Consider the following 17,154-nt stretch of genomic DNA (forward strand, 5'->3'; position numbering starts at 1 on the left):
CAGGTTACTTGTGAGTAGAGCGACGGCGAACCACCTGGTGCGCAACGGCGGTGACGACACCGGCCGCCGTCAGCACCGCGGTCGTCGGCGTGTCCATGTACTTCGTCAGGCTGGGCGCCTCGCTCGGTCCGGCGAGCCACATCGTCAACGGGGTGGCGTAGGCGAGCGTGAGCGCACCGGTGAACCAGCGCAGGTGCTTCGAGCGGCGGTCGCGCAGGCTCGCGACGAGCACCGCGGCGATCGGGATCCCGGAGAGCAGGCCGAAACCCCCGGCCACCATGACGGGGGCGGCCCAGGCCGCCACGAGAACGGGCGTCGACGGGTGTGCGGACGTGCGGGTGCGGGCGGGCATGGCGGGTTCTCCTCGTGGTCTCGGGTTCACTTCTGCGGGGAACGGGCTTCGGCGGTGGCCTTGAGGTCGGCCAGCCAGAAGTCGAGGCCGGGCGCGAGATAGGTGATCGACGTCGCCGGGTCGGCCTCGAGCTGCGGACCGGCCCAGCTCTCCTCGGTGCGGACCAGCACGCCGCCGTCGACCTCGGTGAACGTCCAGACGTGCACGCCCTCGTCGATGCTCAGGCCCTGGCCGATCGCCGGTCCGCGCCACCGGACGCACTCGCGCTCCTTCACGTCGAGCACGGTCGAGGTGATGTTCAGCGTCGTGGCGGGCGTGGTCGCGGTCGCGGGCGCCGGGGAGGTCCACTCGAACTTCGAGCCCGGCCGCAGCGCGCCGGAGTCCGCCCTCTTCGCGGTGGCGACCGCCTTCTGCCAGCTGGGCCAGCCGTCGATCGACGTCTGCGTCTCCCAGACCGTGCTCAGCGGCGCGTTGATCCGGGTCTCCGTGCGGTGGCTGAGCTTCGTGGCGGTGTTGATGCCGTTGCCGCCGCAGGTCACCGCGCCCGTCGGGACTGCGGCGGTGCTGGTGGGGGCCGGTGCGCCGGTCGGTGCGCTCTGGCAGGCGGCGACGGCGAGCAGGCCGGTGCCCAGTGCGAGGGCGGTCAGGGCGGAACGGGTGCGGGTCATGGGAACGTCTCCTGTTGCTAGAAGCAATCGCGTTGGTTAGAGGTTGTAACTGGAACTAGACGGTAGAGTGCTTCCGTGCAGGAGTCAATAACGAAAGTGAGAGGGTCTAACGGATGACGGACTCGGCGCGGAGCCCGCGGGAGCGCTACCGGGAGCAGGTGCGCGAGGAGGTCAAGAGGCTCGCGTGGGCGCAGATCGCCTCGGCGGGCGTGACCGCGTTGTCCCTCAACGCCATCGCCAAGGAGATGGGCATGAGCGGACCGGCCCTCTACCGGTACTTCACGAACCGGGACGAGCTGATCACCGCGCTCATCCGGGACGCCTACCGCAGCCTCGCCGACGCCGCGCGCGCCGCGGCCGACGACGGCACCACCGCGGCCGCGCTGGCCGGTGTGATCAGGGCGTGGGCGCTGGCGGACCCCCACCGGTACCTGCTGATCTACGGCACGCCGGTGCCCGGCTACCACGCGCCGGACGACATCACCGCGATCTCGGACGAGCTCCTCGCCGTGCTGCTGGAGGTCTGCGCCTGCCCGCCGGGCCGGGAGCGGGGGAGCGCGTTCGACGACGAGCTGGGGTCGGGGCGCGGCTGGGCGGCCGCCGTTCCGGCGTCGCCGGCGACCGTGCACCGCGCGCTGTCGTTCTGGACGCGCGTGCAGGGGGTGCTCTCACTGGAGCTCGCCGGCCACTTCGCGCCGATGGGGATCGATCCGGGCCTGCTCCTCGCGGAGGAGGTCGCGGCCCTGTAGGCCCCGCGGGTCAGAAGGGCGAGACCGTCACCGCGAGCGCACCGGGGCCGACGTGCGCGCCGATGGCCGCGCTGACCTGCGTCAGCACGATGTCGCGCGCGTTCGGGATCCGCTTCTGCAGCTGCTGGAGCAGAACGTGTCCGTCCTTCTCGGCGCCGAGGTGCTCCACCGCGAGGTCCACGTTGCGCCCGTACGCGAGCGCCACGGCCCTGTCGACGAGCCTGCCCAGGGCCCGGTCCCGGCCGAGGACCCGGTCGAGCGGCTTGACCTCGCCGTCCACGACCGTGAGCAGCGGCTTGACCGACAGCGCGTCGCCGAAGAGCTTCGCCACCGCGCTGATCCGGCCCGACTGGCGCAGGTACTGCAGCGTGTCGACGTAGATGAGCCCGGTGGCGCCGCGCCCGCGCTGCTCGGCGACGGCGCGCGCGTTCTCGGCGTCGCCGCCCGACTGCACGACCCGTGCGGCCGCGAGCGCTGCGAACCCGAGCGTCATGCCCGTCGAGTGCGAGTCGACGATGAACACGGGCACGCGCGACTTGGCCGCCGCCTGTTTGGCCGAATCCACCACCGCGGAGAGCTTCGGTGTCACGTGCACCGACACGATCGTCTCCGCGCCCCTGGCCCACGCGTCCTGGTAGGCCCAGGAGAACGCGTCCGGACCAGGCGGTTGCGTCGTGATCGGGATCTGCTCCTCCATCGCGCGGAGCAGGCCGTCCGGAGCCAGCTGGCCCTCGTCGACCAGTTCCGACCCGATCCTGATCTGCGCGGGGACCGTGATGATGTCGAACCGGTCCGCGAGGCGGGCGGGCAGCGATGCGGTCGAGTCGGTGACGACGGCTACTCGTGAGGGCACGAACGAGAAGGTTAACGAAGCGTGATCGCGGTAGCCACCAACGATGGAAGGCAATTCGTGTGATCTCAGACTGGGTGGTTGCTTTCCGTGCGCGGCGAACGCGCGGAGTAACCCCACCGAAATGGGTCGAGCCTTGACACCATCGGGTGACTGCTCGTTCTTTGGAGTTGATCTAGAGAACTCTCGTTTGCGCTGCAAGGACAGGTTTCCCCGCCCGGTTCGCTGTACCGTTTCGTCCTTTGTCGACGCTGGTTGGGCGTAACGGGCATGGGTAAGCTCCGCCCAATCTTCGGCCCGGTTGAGCGAGTAGGTGACCATGGGTGCAAAAGAGCAGGAACTAGTTCCGCTGCACACCGCTTTCGACGTTGTGTACCGAGGTTTTCACCGGCGTCAGGTCATCGAGCACATCGAGAATCTCGAAGAGCAGCTGCGGTTCACGAGTCTCGACCGGGCGGAGGCCCTGGCGCAGGCGGCCGATTTGCGCAAGCTCCTGGAAATGACGCGCCAGGACCTCGAGGAGGCGCGCGCCAGGATCGAACGCCTGGAGACCACGTCCGGTTCGCACGCGAGCGCGACGGAACGCATGCACCGCATGCTCCGCCTCGCCGAGGACGAGACCGCGGAAATGCGCCTGCAGACCGAACGCGAATGCGGGGACCTCCGCGCGCGCACCGGCGTCGAGCTGGCCGCGTTGCGCGCGGAAGCCGAACGCGAGGCGGCGGCGATGCGGTCCGAGGCCGAGTCCGAGCTCTACGCCACCCGGCAGGACTGCGCGTCGCGCGCGGCGGCGGTGGACCGGCTCGAGGTCGAGATGGAGCGCCGCTGCGCCGACCTCGAGGCGCAGCACCGCCAGCGCGCCGACGAGGTGGAGCGCGAGTGCGGGGAGGCCGTGGCGCAGGCCCAGGCCGACGCCGACCGGTTGCTGCGCGAGACCGCCCTGCAGTGCAACGCGCTGGAGGCCGACTCCGACCGCAAGCGCGAGAAGGCGCGGCAGTTCTTCGAACTCACCACGACCCGCCGCCGCAACGAGGCCGCGCAGCACCTGCGGGAGCAGGAGGCGCTCGCCAAGGCGCGAGCCGAGTTCGTGGTGAAGGTGGCGTGCCGCGAGGCGAACCGCCGCCTGGCCGAGGTCGCCGAACGCACCGACGAACTGCACGAGCTCCGCCGCGCCGTGCACGCGCAACTGGCCGCGGCCAGGACGGCCCTCTCGGCCGCCGCCGACCGCGTGACCCCGCTGCACATCCCGGAACAGGTGGCCGCGTCGTGAAGCGCTGGGCGCCGTTGGCCGCCGGTGCGCTGATGGTGCCCGCTTCGGTGACGGCGCTCGGCTTCTCGGTCTACGGCGAGGAACTGGAGACGGCGCTGTCGTCCGCACCCGCCGCACCCGCGGTGCTGTCCGGCCCGGTGCCGGTGCCGGACTTCGTCGCGCCACAACGCATGGAACCCGCCGCCCCGCTGGTGCTCTCGGCGACCGCGGCGCAGCAGTCCGTGCGCGACCTGTTCGACGAGCACGCCGTCAAGGGCATCACCTTCGCGCCGGGCACGGCGTTGCTGGTGGGCCGCGGCGAGGCCGTCCAACGCTCGCTCGCCACCGTCCTGCGCCACGCCACCGGCTCGGTGACGCTGGTGGCACACGCCTGGAATGGCGAGACGGCCTCGCACCGCTGCGACGTGCTCGCGCTGGAACGCGCCGGGCTGGTGCGCCGGTACCTGGCGGAGCAGGGCGTGGGCGGCGACATCACGACCCGCGTGATCGTGGACCCCGTCTGGGGTCCGCCGGCGGACTTCGGACCTCAGATCGACGTCCTCATCAGCTAGGAGCCTGGCAATGGCAGTCGGGATCGTCTTCGGGCTGTGCGTGCTGTCCTTCACCCTCGGGGCAGCCGCCATGTACGTCCTGGTGCGGCGCCGCGAAGACGCCGCATCTTCCGCGGCTTCCACGGCGGACGCGCCAGCGGAACGCGCGTGGGCGCCGAAGCCCGCGGCCGTGGAACCGGTGGCCGACTACGACACGCGGCCGATCCACCGCAACCCGGTGGTGGGGTTGCGGCAGTGGGAACCGGCTCTGGCGGCATTGGCGGTGCCGGTCGCGGAGGCGGAGTCCGCTGTGGCGGAACCGGAGTCCGCGGTTGGGTCGCGGTCCGCGGGTGGGCGCGGGGGTGAGTCCGGGTCTTGGCGCTTGCCGGAGCAGGGGCGGGTGCCGGAGTCGGAGCGGGTGCTGGAGTCGGAACGCGCGTCGGAGTTGGAGCGTGCGCCGGAACCGGTGGTGGCAACCGCGCCGGAACCGGCCGAGGCGCCGGAGTCTGTCGGGGCAGCGGAATCCGTCGGGTCGGCGGAACTCGTCGGATCGGCGGAACTCGTCGGGTCGGCGGAGCTCGGTGCGGCAGCGGAACTTGGTGCGGCAGAGGAACCCGTTGACGCAACCGAGCCTGTCGAGGCGGTCGAGCCCGTTGGGACAACCGAGCCCGCCGGGGCAGCCGAGCCCGCCGGGGCGATCGCGCCCGTCGGGGCAACCGAGCCCGAGGCTGAGCCCGCCGAGGAGCCGAAAATTGTCGGTGCCGCTGGATACGATCGGGATGGGGACTCCGCGCCCCCCTTGGAGGATCGCGAAGCCCCCGAACCAAGCCTAGCGGTGAGCACCGACAGTCCCGAGCTGCCGCCGCCGGCCGCGCCCCAGCCCGCCGAGCAGACGACGTGGGTGGAGAAGGAGGACTTCCGCCGGCGTTACCTGCGGACGTTCGAAGAGGCGCGGCGCAAGGCCGACAGCAACTAGCGCGACCTGAAGCTGGGACAGGCCTGCAACCGGGCCGGCCCGCGACCGACCGTCGGGTGACAACCGGCGGCGTACGGGTAGCAGCCGGGCGAGCGGCGGCCGAGAGCAGGCGCCAGCCCGCGGCGGACGTCGGCCGAGCGGCGAACAGCAACCGCACCACCACCTCAGCAAGACCGCACCACCACCCAGCAAGACCGCGCCCAACCCGAAAGAGCGGCCTCCGAAAGAGCAGTGTCCGAAAGAGCGGTGTCCGAAACTCATCGGTTCCTGTCCGAAACTCGCCGGACCCGCCCCACCCCGCGCTGATATCACTCGATCATGACTTCCACCGCTGCCCGCACCACCCACTTCCACGCCCTGCACCGACCCGGCCCGCTGGTCCTGCCCAACGCCTGGGACGTCGCGTCCGCCCTGGTCACGGCCCGAGCGGGGGCGAAGGCGGTGGCCACCACGAGCGCCGGCGTCGCGTGGAGCCTCGGTGCCCCCGACGGCGACGCGCTCGACCGCGACCGGGCGGTGGACCTGGTGGCCAGGATCGTGCGGGCCGTCGACGTCCCGGTGACCGCCGACATCGAGTCGGGTTTCGGGGTGAGCGCGGCGGAGGTGGCGCAGACCGTGCGGGCGATCGCGGACGCGGGAGCGTCCGGCGTCAACATCGAGGACGGTCTCGGCGGTGGGCTGCGCGACGCCGCGGAACAGGCCGAAAGGTGTGCGGCGGCTCGAGAAGCCGCGCCGGAGATCTACCTCAACGCGCGCATCGACGTGTACCTGCGCGGCGTCGGGGAACCGGAGAGCAGGCTGGGCGACACCCTCGACCGGGCGGCGCGGTACCTCGAAGCCGGTGCCAGCGGCATCTTCGTGCCCGGCGTGGTCGACCTCGAACTGGCGAAGACGCTGGCGGACAACATCGACGCGCCGCTCAACGTCCTCGTGTGGCCCGGCGCGCCCGCCGTCGACGAGTTCGCGAAGGCGGGCGTGGCGCGGGTCAGCCTCGGCTCGGGTGTGGCCGAGGCCGCCTACGCCGTCGCCAGGCGGGCAGCGGAGGAGATGCTGACCCTGGGCACGTACAGCAGCGTCGAGAACGGCATTCCGTACGGCGATCTCAACGCGCTGTTCCAGCGTTAGTGCTTCCTGCCGCGGAACTTGCGCAGCAGCTGTTCGGCCTGGGCGCGCTTGCGCGGGTCCTGGGCCATCTGCCGGGCCTTGGTCTGCAGCTTCTGGCCCTGCGGGCTGCGCAGGAACCGGGTGATCTTGTCCATGAACGCCATCGGGTCCTCCAGGTGTCCGTTACGTCCATTTCAACGGACGAAACCGCGCCTGGAGTTCCCGGTGGTCACACCGGCGAAACGGTGATGCCCAGCGCACCCGGTCCGACGTGGGCCCCGATGGCCGAACTGACCTGCGTCAGCATGAACTGGCGGACGTTCGGCACACGGCGGCGCAGGGTGCGCAGCAGGCGCGAGGCCTTCTCCTCCGCGTCGAAGTGCTCCACGGCCACGTCCACCTCGCCGGTACCCGCGCGCTTGGCCGCGATGTCCAGCATCCGGTTGAGCGCGCGGTCGGCGCCGATCACCTTGTCCAGCGGGGTGATCTGGCCGTCGGCCATGGTCAGCAGGGGCTTCATCGACAGCACGCCGCCCACCAGGGCCGTCGCCGCGCCGATGCGCCCGCCGCGGCGCAGGTACTCGAGCGTGTCCACGTAGATCAGCTCGGTCGACCTGTCGAAGCGGTCCTGCGCGGTCGCGAGGACCCGCTCCACGGTGCCGCCGGCCTCCGCGACCTTCGCGGCCGCCTGGACCGCGTAGCCGATGCTCATCCCGCACGTGTGCGTGTCGATCACGTGCACGGGGATGCGGACCTTGGCCGCCGCCTCCCGTGCCGCCTCGACGGTCTCCGACTGGCGGCCCGACACGTGGATCGACACGATCGAGCGAACGCCCTGCGCCGCCAGGTCGGAGTACGTCCAGTAGAACGCGCCGGGGTCGGGCGGGATCGTCGCCACGGGCACGTTGGACCGCATGGCCGAGACCAGGTCGGGAACCGGGACGCGGGACTCGTCGTCGGTGCGGTCGCCGATCCGCACCTGGATCTGCACCACCTCGATGCCGAGCCGGTCGGTCAGCTGAGCCGGGAGGCAGGCCGTGGAGTCCGTCACGATAGCTACTCGCCGGTACATGTCAGCGCAGCCTAGTCGCCCGAATGGGGTAGGTCTCAGTTGGTGGCGTCACCGGGTGACAACTGTCACGCTGGTGGGGCGCTTGCTCCTGTTTGCAGGGGTGCTACTGGCGGGTAACATCCGGGTGATGGCAGGGTCGTGAACACCCGGCGGCGCGGTTCTGGAGTCCTCCGCGCAAGCGTCGCCGCCCGTCCGCAGGAGGTCGAAGAGGACCTATGAACATTGTTGTCCTGGTCAAGCAGGTGCCTGACACCTGGTCCGAGCGCAAGCTCACCGACGCCGACCACACCCTTGACCGCGAGTCCGCGGACGCCGTGCTCGACGAGATCAACGAGCGCGCCGTCGAAGAGGCCCTGCAGCTGCAGGAGGCCCACGGCGGCGAGGTGACCGTGATCGCGATGGGTCCCGACCGCGCGACCGACGCCATCCGCAAGGCGTTGTCGATGGGCGCCGACAAGGCGATCCACGTCAACGACGAGGCGCTGCACGGCTCCGACTCGGTGGCCACGGCCAAGGTCCTCGCCAAGGCGATCGGCACGGTCGAGAACGTCGACCTCGTCATCGCGGGCAACGAGGCCACCGACGGCCGCTCGGGCGCCGTCCCGGCCATCCTCGCGGAGCTGCTCGGCCTGCCGCAGGTCACCCAGCTGCGCAAGGTCACCGTCGAGGGCACCACGATCAAGGGCGAGCGCGAGACCGACGAGGGCGTCGCGTTCCTCGAGGCGACGCTCCCGGCCGTGGTCTCGGTGACCGAGAAGATCAACGAGCCGCGCTACCCGTCCTTCAAGGGCATCATGGCCGCGAAGAAGAAGCCCGTCTCCACGCTCACCGTGGCGGACCTCGGCATCGACGCGTCCGAGGTCGGCCTCTCCGGTGCGTGGACCCAGGTGCTGGAGGCTTCGCCGAAGCCGCCGCGCAGCGCGGGCCAGCGCGTCGAGGACGGCGGCGACGGCGGGTCCAAGATCGCCGAGTACCTCGTCGGCCAGAAGCTCATCTGAGGGAGGGGAAATCATGTCTGAGGTACTGGTTCTCGTCGACCACGTCGACGGCGAGGTCAAGAAGGTCAGCTTCGAGCTGCTGACGGCCGCGCGCCGCCTGGGCACCCCGGCCGCCGTGGTCGTGGGCGCTCCCGGCACCGCCGCGAAGATCCGCGAGTCGCTCGGCAAGTACGGCGCCGCGAAGGTCTACGCCGTCGAGTCCGACGACGCCGCCGCCTTCCTGGTGACCCCGAAGGTCGACGCGCTGGCGTCCCTCGCCCCCAACGCGTCCGCGGTGCTCGTCTCCGCGACCGTCGAGGGCAAGGAGGTCGCGGGCCGGCTCGCCGTGCGCATCGACTCCGGCTGGCTGGTCGACGTCGTGGACGTCGAGGCCGACGGCACCGGCGTGCAGTCCATCTTCGGTGGCGCGTTCGTCGTCAAGGCCAAGGTCAGCAAGGGCACCCCGGTCATCACGGTCCGCCCCGGCGGCATCGACGCCGAGGAGTCCGCCGCGGACGCCGTCCTCGACGAGTCGGTCTCCGTGTCCGTGGACGCCGCCAAGTCCGCCCGCGTGACCTCCCGCGAGACCGTCGTCGGTGGCGACCGCCCCGAGCTCACCGAGGCCTCCGTGGTCGTCTCCGGTGGCCGCGGTGTCGGCTCGGCGGAGAAGTTCTCCACGGTCGAGGAGCTCGCCGACTCGCTCGGTGCCGCGGTCGGCGCCTCGCGCGCCGCGGTCGACTCCGGCTACTACCCGCACCAGTTCCAGGTGGGCCAGACCGGCAAGACGGTCTCGCCGCAGCTGTACGTGGCGCTGGGCATCTCCGGTGCCATCCAGCACCGCGCGGGCATGCAGACCTCGAAGACGATCGTCGCGGTCAACAAGGACGCCGAGGCGCCGATCTTCGAGATCGCCGACTTCGGCGTCGTGGGCGACCTGTTCGCCGTCGCGCCGCAGCTGACCGAAGAGGTCAAGAAGCGCAAGGGCTGAGCCTCCCGCTCGGATCCAGGGCCGTCCCGTTCACGGGGCGGCCCTGTCGCGTTCACGCGACCACCGGCGGTTCACCGACCTGCCACCGACCGGTCATCGGGCAGACCTGCTGTCATTCGCCGGTGCGGCATCACCCTGGTTCGCATGACGCAGCCGGAACTGCTTGTCAGCACCCCCGCCCAGCAGGACGGGAACGCGCCCCGCTACTCCCTGCTCGTCGCCCGCGACAGCGCGGAGGTCGTCGCCGCGCAGAAGCTCCGGTACGAGGTGTTCGCCGGCGAGATGGGGGCGGCGCTGCACACCACCGTGCCCGGCCACGACGTCGACGAGTTCGACGAGCACTGCGACCACCTCGTCGTGCGCGACGACCGCACCGGCCAGATCGTCGGCGGCTACCGCATGCTGCCGCCCGAGCGCGCCAGGGACGCCGGGCGCCTCTACGGCGACGGCGAGTTCGACCTCTCCAACCTCGACGACATCCGGTCCTCGACGGTCGAGACCGGCCGGTCGTGCGTGCACCCCGACCACCGCAACGGCGCCGTCGTCAGCCTCGTGTGGGCGGGCATCGCGCGGTACATGCTGCTGAGCGGCCACCAGTGGCTCGTCGGGTGCGCCTCGATCCCGTTGCAGGACGGGGGGAGCTTCGCCGCCGGCGTGTGGGACGTCGTGCAGGCCAAGCACCTGGCGCCCGCGCGGTACCGCGTCACGCCGCACGTCCCGTGGGACGTCGACTCGGTCGAACGGCCGGCGAAGACCGCGTTGCCGCCGCTGCTCAAGGGCTACCTGCGGCTCGGCGCGAAGATCTGCGGACGGCCCGCGCTCGACGCGGACTTCGGCGTCGCCGACCTCTTCATCCTGCTCGGCATGGACCAGGTGGACCAGCGCTACCTCAAGTTCTTCCTGGGGGAGACGGCATGAGCCACGCCTGGATGCCCTCGTCGCCGTGCGGCGACGGCTGCGTCAGCGGGTCACCGCGGGAAGTCGGCAGGATCAGGCAGGTGTGGCGCGCGGTCACCGCCGTCACCGCGATCCTGTGCGGCGTGCTGGTCGCCCTCGCGCTCCTGCTGCCGAGCAGGCAGCGGGAGAACGTCGTCCGCCTGTGGTTCCACGCGGTGCTCAGGGCGTTCGGGGTCCGGCTGCGCGTGCACGGTGCCAGGCGGTACCAGGAGATCCCCGAACGCGGCGTGCTCGTCGTGAGCAACCACGTGTCGTGGCTCGACGAGCTCGCCATCGACTCGGTGCAGCCGATCAAGCTCGTGGCCAAGAAGGACATCAAGGGCTGGCCGGTGCTCGGCCCGATCATCACGGCCGTCGGCACGGTCTACCTCGACCGCGAGAAGCTCCGCGAACTGCCGAAGACCGTCGGCGAGCTCGCGGTGGCGCTGCGCGGCGGCAGCGCGGTCGGCATCCACGCCGAGGGCACCACGTGGTGCGGGCTCGCGTCCGGGCGCTACAAGCCCGCGCTGTTCCAGGCCGCGATCGACGCCGGTGTGCCCGTGCGGCCGATCGTGCTGCGCTACCGGATCGGCGACCACCCCACGACGCAGCCCGCGTTCATCGGCGGCGACACCCTCGTCGACTCGATCCGCCGCGTGCTCAAGGTCCGGGACCTGGTCGTCGAGGTCCACGTGCTGGACGAGATCGCGCCCGGCCGCGCGGGCACGCGCCGGGAGCTCGCGAAACTTGCCGAAGAGCAATCAAATCGCTTGACCTCGACCGAACTGGAGATAGCACCATCAAGGGGTGACAGTCACCGCGCCCGCGCCGTCCCACCTCTGGTCGCCTGACCGACGCTGGCCCACCACGGGCATCCTGCTGCTGGTCACCCTGCTCGCCTTCGAGGCGATGGGGGTCGGCACGGCGATGCCCACGATGGTCCGCGAGCTCGGCGGTGAGGCGCTCTACGCGTGGCCGTTCCTCGCGAACCTCGCGGCGAGCGTCATGGCGACGGTGTTCTCCGGCCGGCTGTCGGACCGGCGCGGCCCCAAGCCCGCCGTGCTGGCCGGCGTCGTGCTGTTCCTCGCGGGACTCCTGGTCGCGGGCACGGCGGAGACCATGACCGTGCTGCTCGCCGGGCGCGCGCTGCAGGGCTTCGGCGCCGGGTTCCTGATCGTCGCCGTCTACGTGCTGATCGCCGTCGCCTACCCCGAGGCCTCCCGGCCCGCCGTGTTCGGCGCGCTCTCCGCGGCCTGGGTGATCCCGTCGCTCGTGGGACCGGCGGTCGCGGGCTGGGCGACCGAGCACCTGAGCTGGCGGCTCGTGTTCCTCGCGATCGTGCCGCTCGTGCTGGTCGGCAGCGTGCTGCTGGTCCCCGTCCTGCGCGGCCTGCCCCCGCACTCCGCGGCCCCGCCGGTGCGGAAGTACCTGCCGCCCGCTGCGGTGGCCGTCGGGCTCGGCGTGGTGGGCCTGAGCTGGGCGCTGCAGCACCGGACGTGGTGGCTGCTCGCGCTCGCGGTGCTGCTGCTGGCGCCCGCGCTGCGGATCCTGCTGCCCAAGGGCACGCTGCTGGCCCGCCGCGGTCTCCCCGTCACGATCCTCGCCCGCGGCATGCTCGCGGGCACGTTCTTCGCGGTCGAGTCGTTCATCCCGCTCACGCTGACCGTCGTGCACGGCTACTCGCCGCTCGAGTCCGGCCTGCCGCTGACGCTGAGCGCGCTCGGCTGGGCGGGCGCGTCGAACTGGGCGTCGCGGCATCCCCGGATCGAGCGCTACACGCTCGTGCGGGCCGGGTTCCTGTTCACCGCGGCGGGCATGGCGGCCGTGACGCTCATCGCACCGTCGTGGGGCCCGGCCTGGCTGACGCCGGTGCTGTGGGGCGTCGCGGGAGCCGGCATGGGCATGGCCACGTCGAGCGTCGGCGTGCTCATGATGGCCGCATCACCCGAGGCCGACCGCGGTTTCAACTCGGCGGCGCTGCAGATCTCCGACATGGTCGGCTCGGCCGCCATGATCGGACTCGGCGGCGTGCTGGTCCTCGCGACCGCGCCGACCGCGGGCGTGGTCGTGCTGAACCTGTCCATGGCGGCGTTGGCCGTGGTGGGAGCGATTCTGACCGGACCCCGCATGCGGGCTACGCTTGAGCCCTGATGGCTTATCTCGACCACGCGGCCACGACCCCGATGCACCCCGAGGCGGTCGCGGCGATGACCGAGGCGTTGTCCACCACGGGCAACGCCTCGTCGCTGCACACCTCGGGCAGGCGGGCCCGGCGGGCCGTCGAGGAGGCCCGCGAGACCATCGCCGACGCCCTGGGCGCCCGGCCGTCCGAGGTGATCTTCACCGGCGGCGGCACGGAGAGCGACAACCTCGCGGTCAAGGGCGTCTACTGGGCGAGCGGGAAGCGCCGCGTGCTGGCCTCGGCCGTCGAGCACCACGCCGTGCTGGACGCCGTCGAGTGGCTGGAGCAGCAGGGCGCCGAGGTCACCTGGCTGCCCACCGACCGGTTCGGCCGCGTGTCCGCCGAGTCCGTGGCCGGCGCGCTCGGCGACGACGTCGCCCTCGTCACCACGATGTGGGCGAACAACGAGGTCGGCACGATCAACCCGGTGCACGACATCGCCCGCGTGTGCGCGGAGCGCGGTGTGCCGTTCCACACGGACGCGGTGCAGGCCGTGGGCGCGATCCCGGTCGACTTCGCCGCGTCCCGCGCCTCCGCGCTCACGATGACCGGCCACAAGGTCGGCGGCCCCTACGGCGTCGGTGTGCTGCTGCTGGCGCGTGACGTGAAGTGCGCGCCGTTGCTGCACGGCGGCGGCCAGGAACGAGACGTGCGGTCCGGCACGCTGGACGTGCCGTCGATCGTCGGCCTGGCGCGTGCGGTGCGGATCGCGGTCGACGAGCAGGAGCAGCGCGCCGCCGAACTGACGGCGTTGCGCGACGAGCTGATCTCCTCGGTGCGCGCGGTGGTGCCGGACGTGGTCCTCAACGGCGACCCGTCCGACCGCCTGCCCGGCAACGCGCACCTGACGTTCCCCGGCTGCGAGGGCGACAGCCTGCTGATGCTGCTCGACGCCCAGGGCGTCGAGTGCTCGACGGGCTCCGCCTGCACGGCCGGTGTGGCGCAACCGAGCCACGTGCTCGTCGCGATGGACGTGGAACCAGCCCTGGCCCGCGGGTCGCTGCGCTTCTCGCTCGGGCACACGTCGACGCGCGCCGACGTCGAGAAGCTCGCGTCGGTGATCGGGCCGGTGGTGGAGAGGGCCCGCACGGCGGGTCTGGCAGGCATGAGGCGTTCCCGGAAGGTGGTCGAGCGGTGAAGGTCCTCGCGGCGATGAGCGGTGGTGTCGACTCCGCGGTGGCGGCGGCACGTGCCGTCGAAGCGGGACACGACGTGACGGGCGTGCACCTCGCGCTGTCGGCGAAGCCCGGCACGCTGCGCACCGGTGCGCGCGGCTGCTGCACGGTCGAGGACGCGCACGACGCCCGTCGCGCCGCCGACCTGATGGGCATCCCGTTCTACGTCTGGGACTTCGCCGAGCGCTTCACCGAGGAGGTCGTGGAGGACTTCGTCGCGGAGTACGCGGCCGGCCGCACGCCCAACCCGTGCCTGCGCTGCAACGAGCGGATCAAGTTCGAGGCGCTGCTGGACAAGGCGATCGCACTCGGCTTCGACGCCGTCTGCACCGGCCACTACGCGCGTCTCGCCCTCGTGGACGGCCGTCCCGAGCTGCGCCGCAGCGCCGACCTCGGCAAGGACCAGTCCTACGTCCTGGCGTCGCTCACCGCGGACCAGCTCGCGCACGCGATGTTCCCGCTGGGCGACACGACGAAGGACGACGTGCGCGCCGAGGCGGCCACGCGCGGCCTGTCGGTCGCGAAGAAGCCGGACAGCCACGACATCTGCTTCATCCCGGACGGCGACACGCAGAAGTTCCTCGCGGGCCGCATGGAGACGAAGCCGGGCCTGCTGATCGACGACGCGACGGGTGCGGTGCTGGGCCGCCACGCGGGCGTGCACGAGTTCACCGTGGGCCAGCGCAAGGGCCTCGGCATCGACGGCCCCGCGCCGGACGGCCGCCCGCGCTACGTGCTGGCGCTGGAGCCGGTGTCGGGCAACGTCCGCGTCGGTGCGGTGGAGAAGCTCGCGGTGACGGGCATCTCCGCGTCCTCGCCGGTCGCGCACGTCGAGTTCGACGGGCCCGTCGAGTGCGTGGCGCAGGTCCGCGCGCACGGCGGCACCGCCCCGGCGGTCGCCGAGCTCGTCGGCGGGGTGCTGCGCGTGCAGCTGCGGGAGCCGCTGAAGGGCGTCGCGCCCGGCCAGGCCGTCGCGATCTACCGCGAGGACGCGGCGGGTGACGTCGTGCTGGCCAGCGCGACCATCGACGCGACCGGCTAAATCGCTTGTAGGGCCGGGGAAGCGGCTCTAGCGTTCGCTCTCGTGACGTTCATCGACACGGCGTTCCCGCAGTCCGACCTGACCGCTCGCGCCCGCAGCGCGTTCCGGTGCTTCGTCAGCCCCGCGGACCGGCGGAAGCTGAGCGGTCAGGCCCGTCGCGACGACCTGCCGGTCTGGGTCGTGTCGCCGCTGCGCCGGCTCGGGGCGCGGCGGTTCCGGCGCTCTAGCTGGGACGCCACTCCGAGTTCGCTCCGCACAGGAGCACGCAGGGCAGCTCAGTCGTCACGTCGCCCCTGAGGAACGATGCGAACGCCGCGGCACCGGCTGGTTCGACGGCCAGCCGGAAGTCCGCCCACAGGCGGTCGCGGGCGGCGAGGATCTCGTCGTCGGTCACGAGGGCCGACGTGACGTTGCTGCGCTGCAGGATCTCCAGCGCGAGCGGGCCCGCGCTGGTGGCGCCGAGCGCGTCCGCCGCCACGGACTTCACCACGGAGTCGACGGGCGTGCCCGTCTCCAGCGCGTTGTGCATCGCACAGCAGTTCTCCGGCTCCACCGCGACGATGCGCCGCCCGCCGGACGCGAGCGCGGCACCGGCGACGAGCCCGCCGCCGCCCACCGCGACGAAGATCGTGTCGACCTCCGGGACGTCCTCGACGATCTCCCGCGTGACGGTCGACTGGCCCTCGATGACCGTCGGGTCGTCGTACGCCTCGACGTAGGTGAGCCCGAGGCCGCGGGCGGCGAGCGCGGCCTCAGCGTAGGTGCTGCCGTGGCGGATCAGCTTGGCGCCCAACGCCTCGATGCGCTTCGTCTTGGTCTCCGGCGCGGTCACCGGGACGAACACGGTGGCGTGCGCGCCGAGCAGCTGCGCTGCCTGGGCGACGGCGATGCCGTGGTTGCCGCCGGACGCCGTGACGACCTCGGACGCCCCGAGCGACAGCAACTTGTGCACCGCGCCGCGGATCTTGAACGAACCGGTGAGCTGGAGGTGCTCCAGCTTGAACACCAGCGGGCGCCCGTCGACGGACGCGTGCATGACCGGGGTGCGGCGGACGTACTGCGACAACGCTCTCATGTGACCAGCTTCCACAAGAACTGCGCCAGAGTCACGATCCCCAGCAGGAAACACACCAGCACGAACGTGCCACCGACCATCACGACCAGGCAGCCGCCCCACGACGTCTCCTCGTCCGGTGTCGCGTCGAGCTCGCGGCGCAGCTCCTCACGGGCCTCCTCGCGCAGGGAGACCAAGCGGGTCCTGGCGGTGTCGGTGGGGGCGTCCTCGACCGCGCCCTGCCACGAGAGCGCTCCCAGTCTTGCTTCCGCGCGCCGGTACGCCCGTTCGAAGGCGGCGGTCTCGTCCGGGTCGCGGTCGTCGGACAGGTACGTCCAGCGGCCCGCCTGGGCCGGCTGGCCGAGCACGCGGTAGACCTCGGCGAGGCGTTCGCGCAGATCGATCCGGTGGGGGTACGTGCCCACCAGGCCCGCGACGCGTTGACGTGCGCGGAGCACGCTCGCGAGGTCGCCTCGCCGCAACTCGTCGGCCGCTTTGTGGAGCGTCAGCTCTACCGGCATGACCGACAGTTTTGCAGGTGGGGCTAGCTTTGACCCGTGCTCGGCCTATCGCTGCTGGTCTGCGGCCTCGCCTGGTGGCTGGGGCTCTACCTGCTCGTCCGCGACCCCCGCAAACCCCTGCTGCGGTGGGCGGGTCTCGGCCTGACCGGCTACGCGGTCGCGGTCGTCGTGCCGCACCCGGTGCTGCTCGCGGTGCCCGCGCTGGCCTGGACGGGGGCGATCCTGCTGCTGGCCCGGCCGGAGCTGGTCCGGTGGTGGCTCGTCGCACTGGTGCCGTTCGCCGTCGCGGCGTTCTGGCTGCCGTGGGTCGTTTTGCTCCCTTTGACCGCTGCGACGGTGTCAGCCATAGGGAAACGCACTTACTTTTCACTCGTCGGGGTGATGTTCGGCCTCTCTGCTGCCGCTTTCCTGCTGCGGCTCCTGCCCGACGCCGTGACGCTGCCGATGATCGGGTTCGACCTCGTCGTGTTCGGCGTGCTGGTCGCGGTGACCGACGCCGTCGAGGAGGGCGAGGCGATCCGCGCGGACATGCTGCGGTCGCTGGTGGTCGCGGGCTTCACGGCGGTGCTGTTCGGTTCGCAGGTCGTGCTGTTCGGCGGCCCGGACCTCCTCGCCTTCACGACGGTCGCGGCGGCGATCGCGGTCCAGGTGCTCGCGAACCCGCTCGCGGCGGTCGCCGACCGCCTCGCCGTGCCCGCGGTCGCGACC

The 17,154-nt window shown here is 71.8% G+C and carries 20 protein-coding genes; 13 read left to right on the forward strand and 7 right to left on the reverse strand.

What is annotated here, in order from left to right:
• Window positions 1–4: 4 nt before the first annotated feature.
• Entirely contained in the window at window positions 5–352 is a 348-nt protein-coding gene (locus ACFWGZ_RS06870; protein ID WP_382450517.1) for a hypothetical protein, read from the reverse strand.
• A gap of 26 nt (window positions 353–378) precedes the next feature.
• Window positions 379–1,020, reverse strand: a complete 642-nt coding sequence (locus tag ACFWGZ_RS06875) for an SRPBCC family protein (RefSeq protein WP_382450518.1) — start codon at window positions 1,018–1,020, stop codon at window positions 379–381.
• A gap of 113 nt (window positions 1,021–1,133) precedes the next feature.
• On the opposite strand from ACFWGZ_RS06875, the gene ACFWGZ_RS06880 reads away from it, so the two are divergent.
• Window positions 1,134–1,769, forward strand: coding sequence for a TetR/AcrR family transcriptional regulator (locus ACFWGZ_RS06880; RefSeq protein ID WP_382450519.1), 636 nt, complete (start codon window positions 1,134–1,136; stop codon window positions 1,767–1,769).
• A gap of 10 nt (window positions 1,770–1,779) precedes the next feature.
• Here ACFWGZ_RS06880 and ACFWGZ_RS06885 read toward each other — a convergent pair whose 3' ends face one another.
• A complete protein-coding gene (locus tag ACFWGZ_RS06885) occupies window positions 1,780–2,622 on the reverse strand; it encodes a DegV family protein (protein ID WP_382450520.1) in 843 nt (280 codons plus the stop codon).
• A gap of 316 nt (window positions 2,623–2,938) precedes the next feature.
• Here ACFWGZ_RS06885 and ACFWGZ_RS06890 point away from each other — a divergent pair, with 316 nt between their 5' ends.
• The 4 genes from ACFWGZ_RS06890 to ACFWGZ_RS06905 all read left to right on the forward strand — a co-directional run bounded on the left by ACFWGZ_RS06890 (window position 2,939) and on the right by ACFWGZ_RS06905 (window position 6,520).
• Window positions 2,939–3,889: a hypothetical protein gene (locus ACFWGZ_RS06890; RefSeq protein ID WP_382450521.1), complete on the forward strand. Its 951-nt coding sequence runs from the start codon at window positions 2,939–2,941 to the stop codon at window positions 3,887–3,889.
• Window positions 3,886–4,440, forward strand: a complete 555-nt coding sequence (locus tag ACFWGZ_RS06895) for a hypothetical protein (protein ID WP_382450522.1) — start codon at window positions 3,886–3,888, stop codon at window positions 4,438–4,440. The genes ACFWGZ_RS06890 and ACFWGZ_RS06895 overlap by 4 nt, the downstream gene beginning before the upstream one ends.
• Window positions 4,441–4,450: 10 nt before the next feature.
• The gene (locus ACFWGZ_RS06900; protein WP_382450523.1) at window positions 4,451–5,395 is read left to right on the forward strand and encodes a hypothetical protein; all 945 of its coding nucleotides are present in this window, start codon (window positions 4,451–4,453) and stop codon (window positions 5,393–5,395) included.
• A gap of 318 nt (window positions 5,396–5,713) precedes the next feature.
• Window positions 5,714–6,520, forward strand: coding sequence for an isocitrate lyase/phosphoenolpyruvate mutase family protein (locus ACFWGZ_RS06905; RefSeq protein ID WP_382450524.1), 807 nt, complete (start codon window positions 5,714–5,716; stop codon window positions 6,518–6,520).
• On the opposite strand, the gene ACFWGZ_RS06910 is transcribed toward ACFWGZ_RS06905, so the two are convergent.
• A complete protein-coding gene (locus tag ACFWGZ_RS06910) occupies window positions 6,517–6,663 on the reverse strand; it encodes a hypothetical protein (protein WP_330854941.1) in 147 nt (48 codons plus the stop codon). The two genes, ACFWGZ_RS06905 and ACFWGZ_RS06910, sit on opposite strands and share 4 nt — an antisense overlap.
• A gap of 65 nt (window positions 6,664–6,728) precedes the next feature.
• The gene (locus ACFWGZ_RS06915) at window positions 6,729–7,571 is read right to left on the reverse strand and encodes a DegV family protein (protein ID WP_382450525.1); all 843 of its coding nucleotides are present in this window, start codon (window positions 7,569–7,571) and stop codon (window positions 6,729–6,731) included.
• 215 nt (window positions 7,572–7,786) lie between these two features.
• Between ACFWGZ_RS06915 and ACFWGZ_RS06920 the strand changes: the two genes are divergently transcribed.
• The 7 genes from ACFWGZ_RS06920 to mnmA all read left to right on the forward strand — a co-directional run bounded on the left by ACFWGZ_RS06920 (window position 7,787) and on the right by mnmA (window position 14,871).
• Window positions 7,787–8,569, forward strand: coding sequence for an electron transfer flavoprotein subunit beta/FixA family protein (locus tag ACFWGZ_RS06920; protein ID WP_382450526.1), 783 nt, complete (start codon window positions 7,787–7,789; stop codon window positions 8,567–8,569).
• Between the two features lie 13 nt (window positions 8,570–8,582).
• Window positions 8,583–9,536 (forward strand): electron transfer flavoprotein subunit alpha/FixB family protein, encoded by a 954-nt coding sequence (locus ACFWGZ_RS06925; protein WP_382450527.1) that lies wholly within the window; start codon window positions 8,583–8,585, stop codon window positions 9,534–9,536.
• A 144-nt stretch (window positions 9,537–9,680) separates the two neighbouring features.
• Window positions 9,681–10,454: a GNAT family N-acetyltransferase gene (locus tag ACFWGZ_RS06930; protein WP_382450528.1), complete on the forward strand. Its 774-nt coding sequence runs from the start codon at window positions 9,681–9,683 to the stop codon at window positions 10,452–10,454.
• A complete protein-coding gene (locus ACFWGZ_RS06935; protein ID WP_382450529.1) occupies window positions 10,451–11,323 on the forward strand; it encodes a lysophospholipid acyltransferase family protein in 873 nt (290 codons plus the stop codon). The genes ACFWGZ_RS06930 and ACFWGZ_RS06935 overlap by 4 nt, the downstream gene beginning before the upstream one ends.
• A complete protein-coding gene (locus ACFWGZ_RS06940; RefSeq protein ID WP_382450530.1) occupies window positions 11,280–12,623 on the forward strand; it encodes an MFS transporter in 1,344 nt (447 codons plus the stop codon). The genes ACFWGZ_RS06935 and ACFWGZ_RS06940 overlap by 44 nt, the downstream gene beginning before the upstream one ends.
• Window positions 12,623–13,792, forward strand: coding sequence for a cysteine desulfurase family protein (locus ACFWGZ_RS06945; protein WP_382450531.1), 1,170 nt, complete (start codon window positions 12,623–12,625; stop codon window positions 13,790–13,792). The genes ACFWGZ_RS06940 and ACFWGZ_RS06945 overlap by 1 nt, the downstream gene beginning before the upstream one ends.
• Window positions 13,789–14,871 carry a tRNA 2-thiouridine(34) synthase MnmA gene (gene mnmA, locus ACFWGZ_RS06950; RefSeq protein ID WP_382450532.1) on the forward strand — a complete coding sequence of 361 codons (1,083 nt, stop codon included), beginning with the start codon at window positions 13,789–13,791 and terminating at the stop codon, window positions 14,869–14,871. The genes ACFWGZ_RS06945 and mnmA overlap by 4 nt, the downstream gene beginning before the upstream one ends.
• A 223-nt stretch (window positions 14,872–15,094) precedes the next feature.
• On the opposite strand, the gene ACFWGZ_RS06955 is transcribed toward mnmA, so the two are convergent.
• Window positions 15,095–15,946, reverse strand: coding sequence for a serine/threonine dehydratase (locus ACFWGZ_RS06955; RefSeq protein ID WP_382450533.1), 852 nt, complete (start codon window positions 15,944–15,946; stop codon window positions 15,095–15,097).
• Window positions 15,943–16,446: a DUF6584 family protein gene (locus ACFWGZ_RS06960; RefSeq protein ID WP_382450534.1), complete on the reverse strand. Its 504-nt coding sequence runs from the start codon at window positions 16,444–16,446 to the stop codon at window positions 15,943–15,945. Before ACFWGZ_RS06960 ends, ACFWGZ_RS06955 begins: the two co-directional genes overlap by 4 nt.
• Before the next feature lie 36 nt (window positions 16,447–16,482).
• On the opposite strand from ACFWGZ_RS06960, the gene ACFWGZ_RS06965 reads away from it, so the two are divergent.
• Window positions 16,483–17,154: hypothetical protein (locus ACFWGZ_RS06965; protein ID WP_382450535.1), on the forward strand; the 672-nt coding region annotated here is incomplete at its 3' end.

Origin of the sequence: Lentzea sp. NPDC060358 (genome assembly GCF_042725365.1) — a bacterium.
Classification (GTDB): domain Bacteria; phylum Actinomycetota; class Actinomycetes; order Mycobacteriales; family Pseudonocardiaceae; genus Lentzea.

What these genes read in the sequence shown, in the direction of transcription:
- ACFWGZ_RS06915 (WP_382450525.1), bottom strand. Translation starts at nt 7,571, where the DNA reads ATGTACCGGCGAGTAGCTATCGTGACGGACTCCACGGCCTGCCTCCCG.
- ACFWGZ_RS06960 (WP_382450534.1), bottom strand. Translation starts at nt 16,446, where the DNA reads ATGCCGGTAGAGCTGACGCTCCACAAAGCGGCCGACGAGTTGCGGCGA.
- ACFWGZ_RS06910 (WP_330854941.1), bottom strand. Translation starts at nt 6,663, where the DNA reads ATGGCGTTCATGGACAAGATCACCCGGTTCCTGCGCAGCCCGCAGGGC.
- ACFWGZ_RS06935 (WP_382450529.1), top strand. Translation starts at nt 10,451, where the DNA reads ATGAGCCACGCCTGGATGCCCTCGTCGCCGTGCGGCGACGGCTGCGTC.
- ACFWGZ_RS06920 (WP_382450526.1), top strand. Translation starts at nt 7,787, where the DNA reads ATGAACATTGTTGTCCTGGTCAAGCAGGTGCCTGACACCTGGTCCGAG.
- ACFWGZ_RS06880 (WP_382450519.1), top strand. Translation starts at nt 1,134, where the DNA reads ATGACGGACTCGGCGCGGAGCCCGCGGGAGCGCTACCGGGAGCAGGTG.
- ACFWGZ_RS06925 (WP_382450527.1), top strand. Translation starts at nt 8,583, where the DNA reads ATGTCTGAGGTACTGGTTCTCGTCGACCACGTCGACGGCGAGGTCAAG.
- ACFWGZ_RS06890 (WP_382450521.1), top strand. Translation starts at nt 2,939, where the DNA reads ATGGGTGCAAAAGAGCAGGAACTAGTTCCGCTGCACACCGCTTTCGAC.
- ACFWGZ_RS06875 (WP_382450518.1), bottom strand. Translation starts at nt 1,020, where the DNA reads ATGACCCGCACCCGTTCCGCCCTGACCGCCCTCGCACTGGGCACCGGC.
- ACFWGZ_RS06905 (WP_382450524.1), top strand. Translation starts at nt 5,714, where the DNA reads ATGACTTCCACCGCTGCCCGCACCACCCACTTCCACGCCCTGCACCGA.
- ACFWGZ_RS06900 (WP_382450523.1), top strand. Translation starts at nt 4,451, where the DNA reads ATGGCAGTCGGGATCGTCTTCGGGCTGTGCGTGCTGTCCTTCACCCTC.
- ACFWGZ_RS06945 (WP_382450531.1), top strand. Translation starts at nt 12,623, where the DNA reads ATGGCTTATCTCGACCACGCGGCCACGACCCCGATGCACCCCGAGGCG.
- ACFWGZ_RS06955 (WP_382450533.1), bottom strand. Translation starts at nt 15,946, where the DNA reads ATGAGAGCGTTGTCGCAGTACGTCCGCCGCACCCCGGTCATGCACGCG.
- ACFWGZ_RS06870 (WP_382450517.1), bottom strand. Translation starts at nt 352, where the DNA reads ATGCCCGCCCGCACCCGCACGTCCGCACACCCGTCGACGCCCGTTCTC.
- ACFWGZ_RS06930 (WP_382450528.1), top strand. Translation starts at nt 9,681, where the DNA reads ATGACGCAGCCGGAACTGCTTGTCAGCACCCCCGCCCAGCAGGACGGG.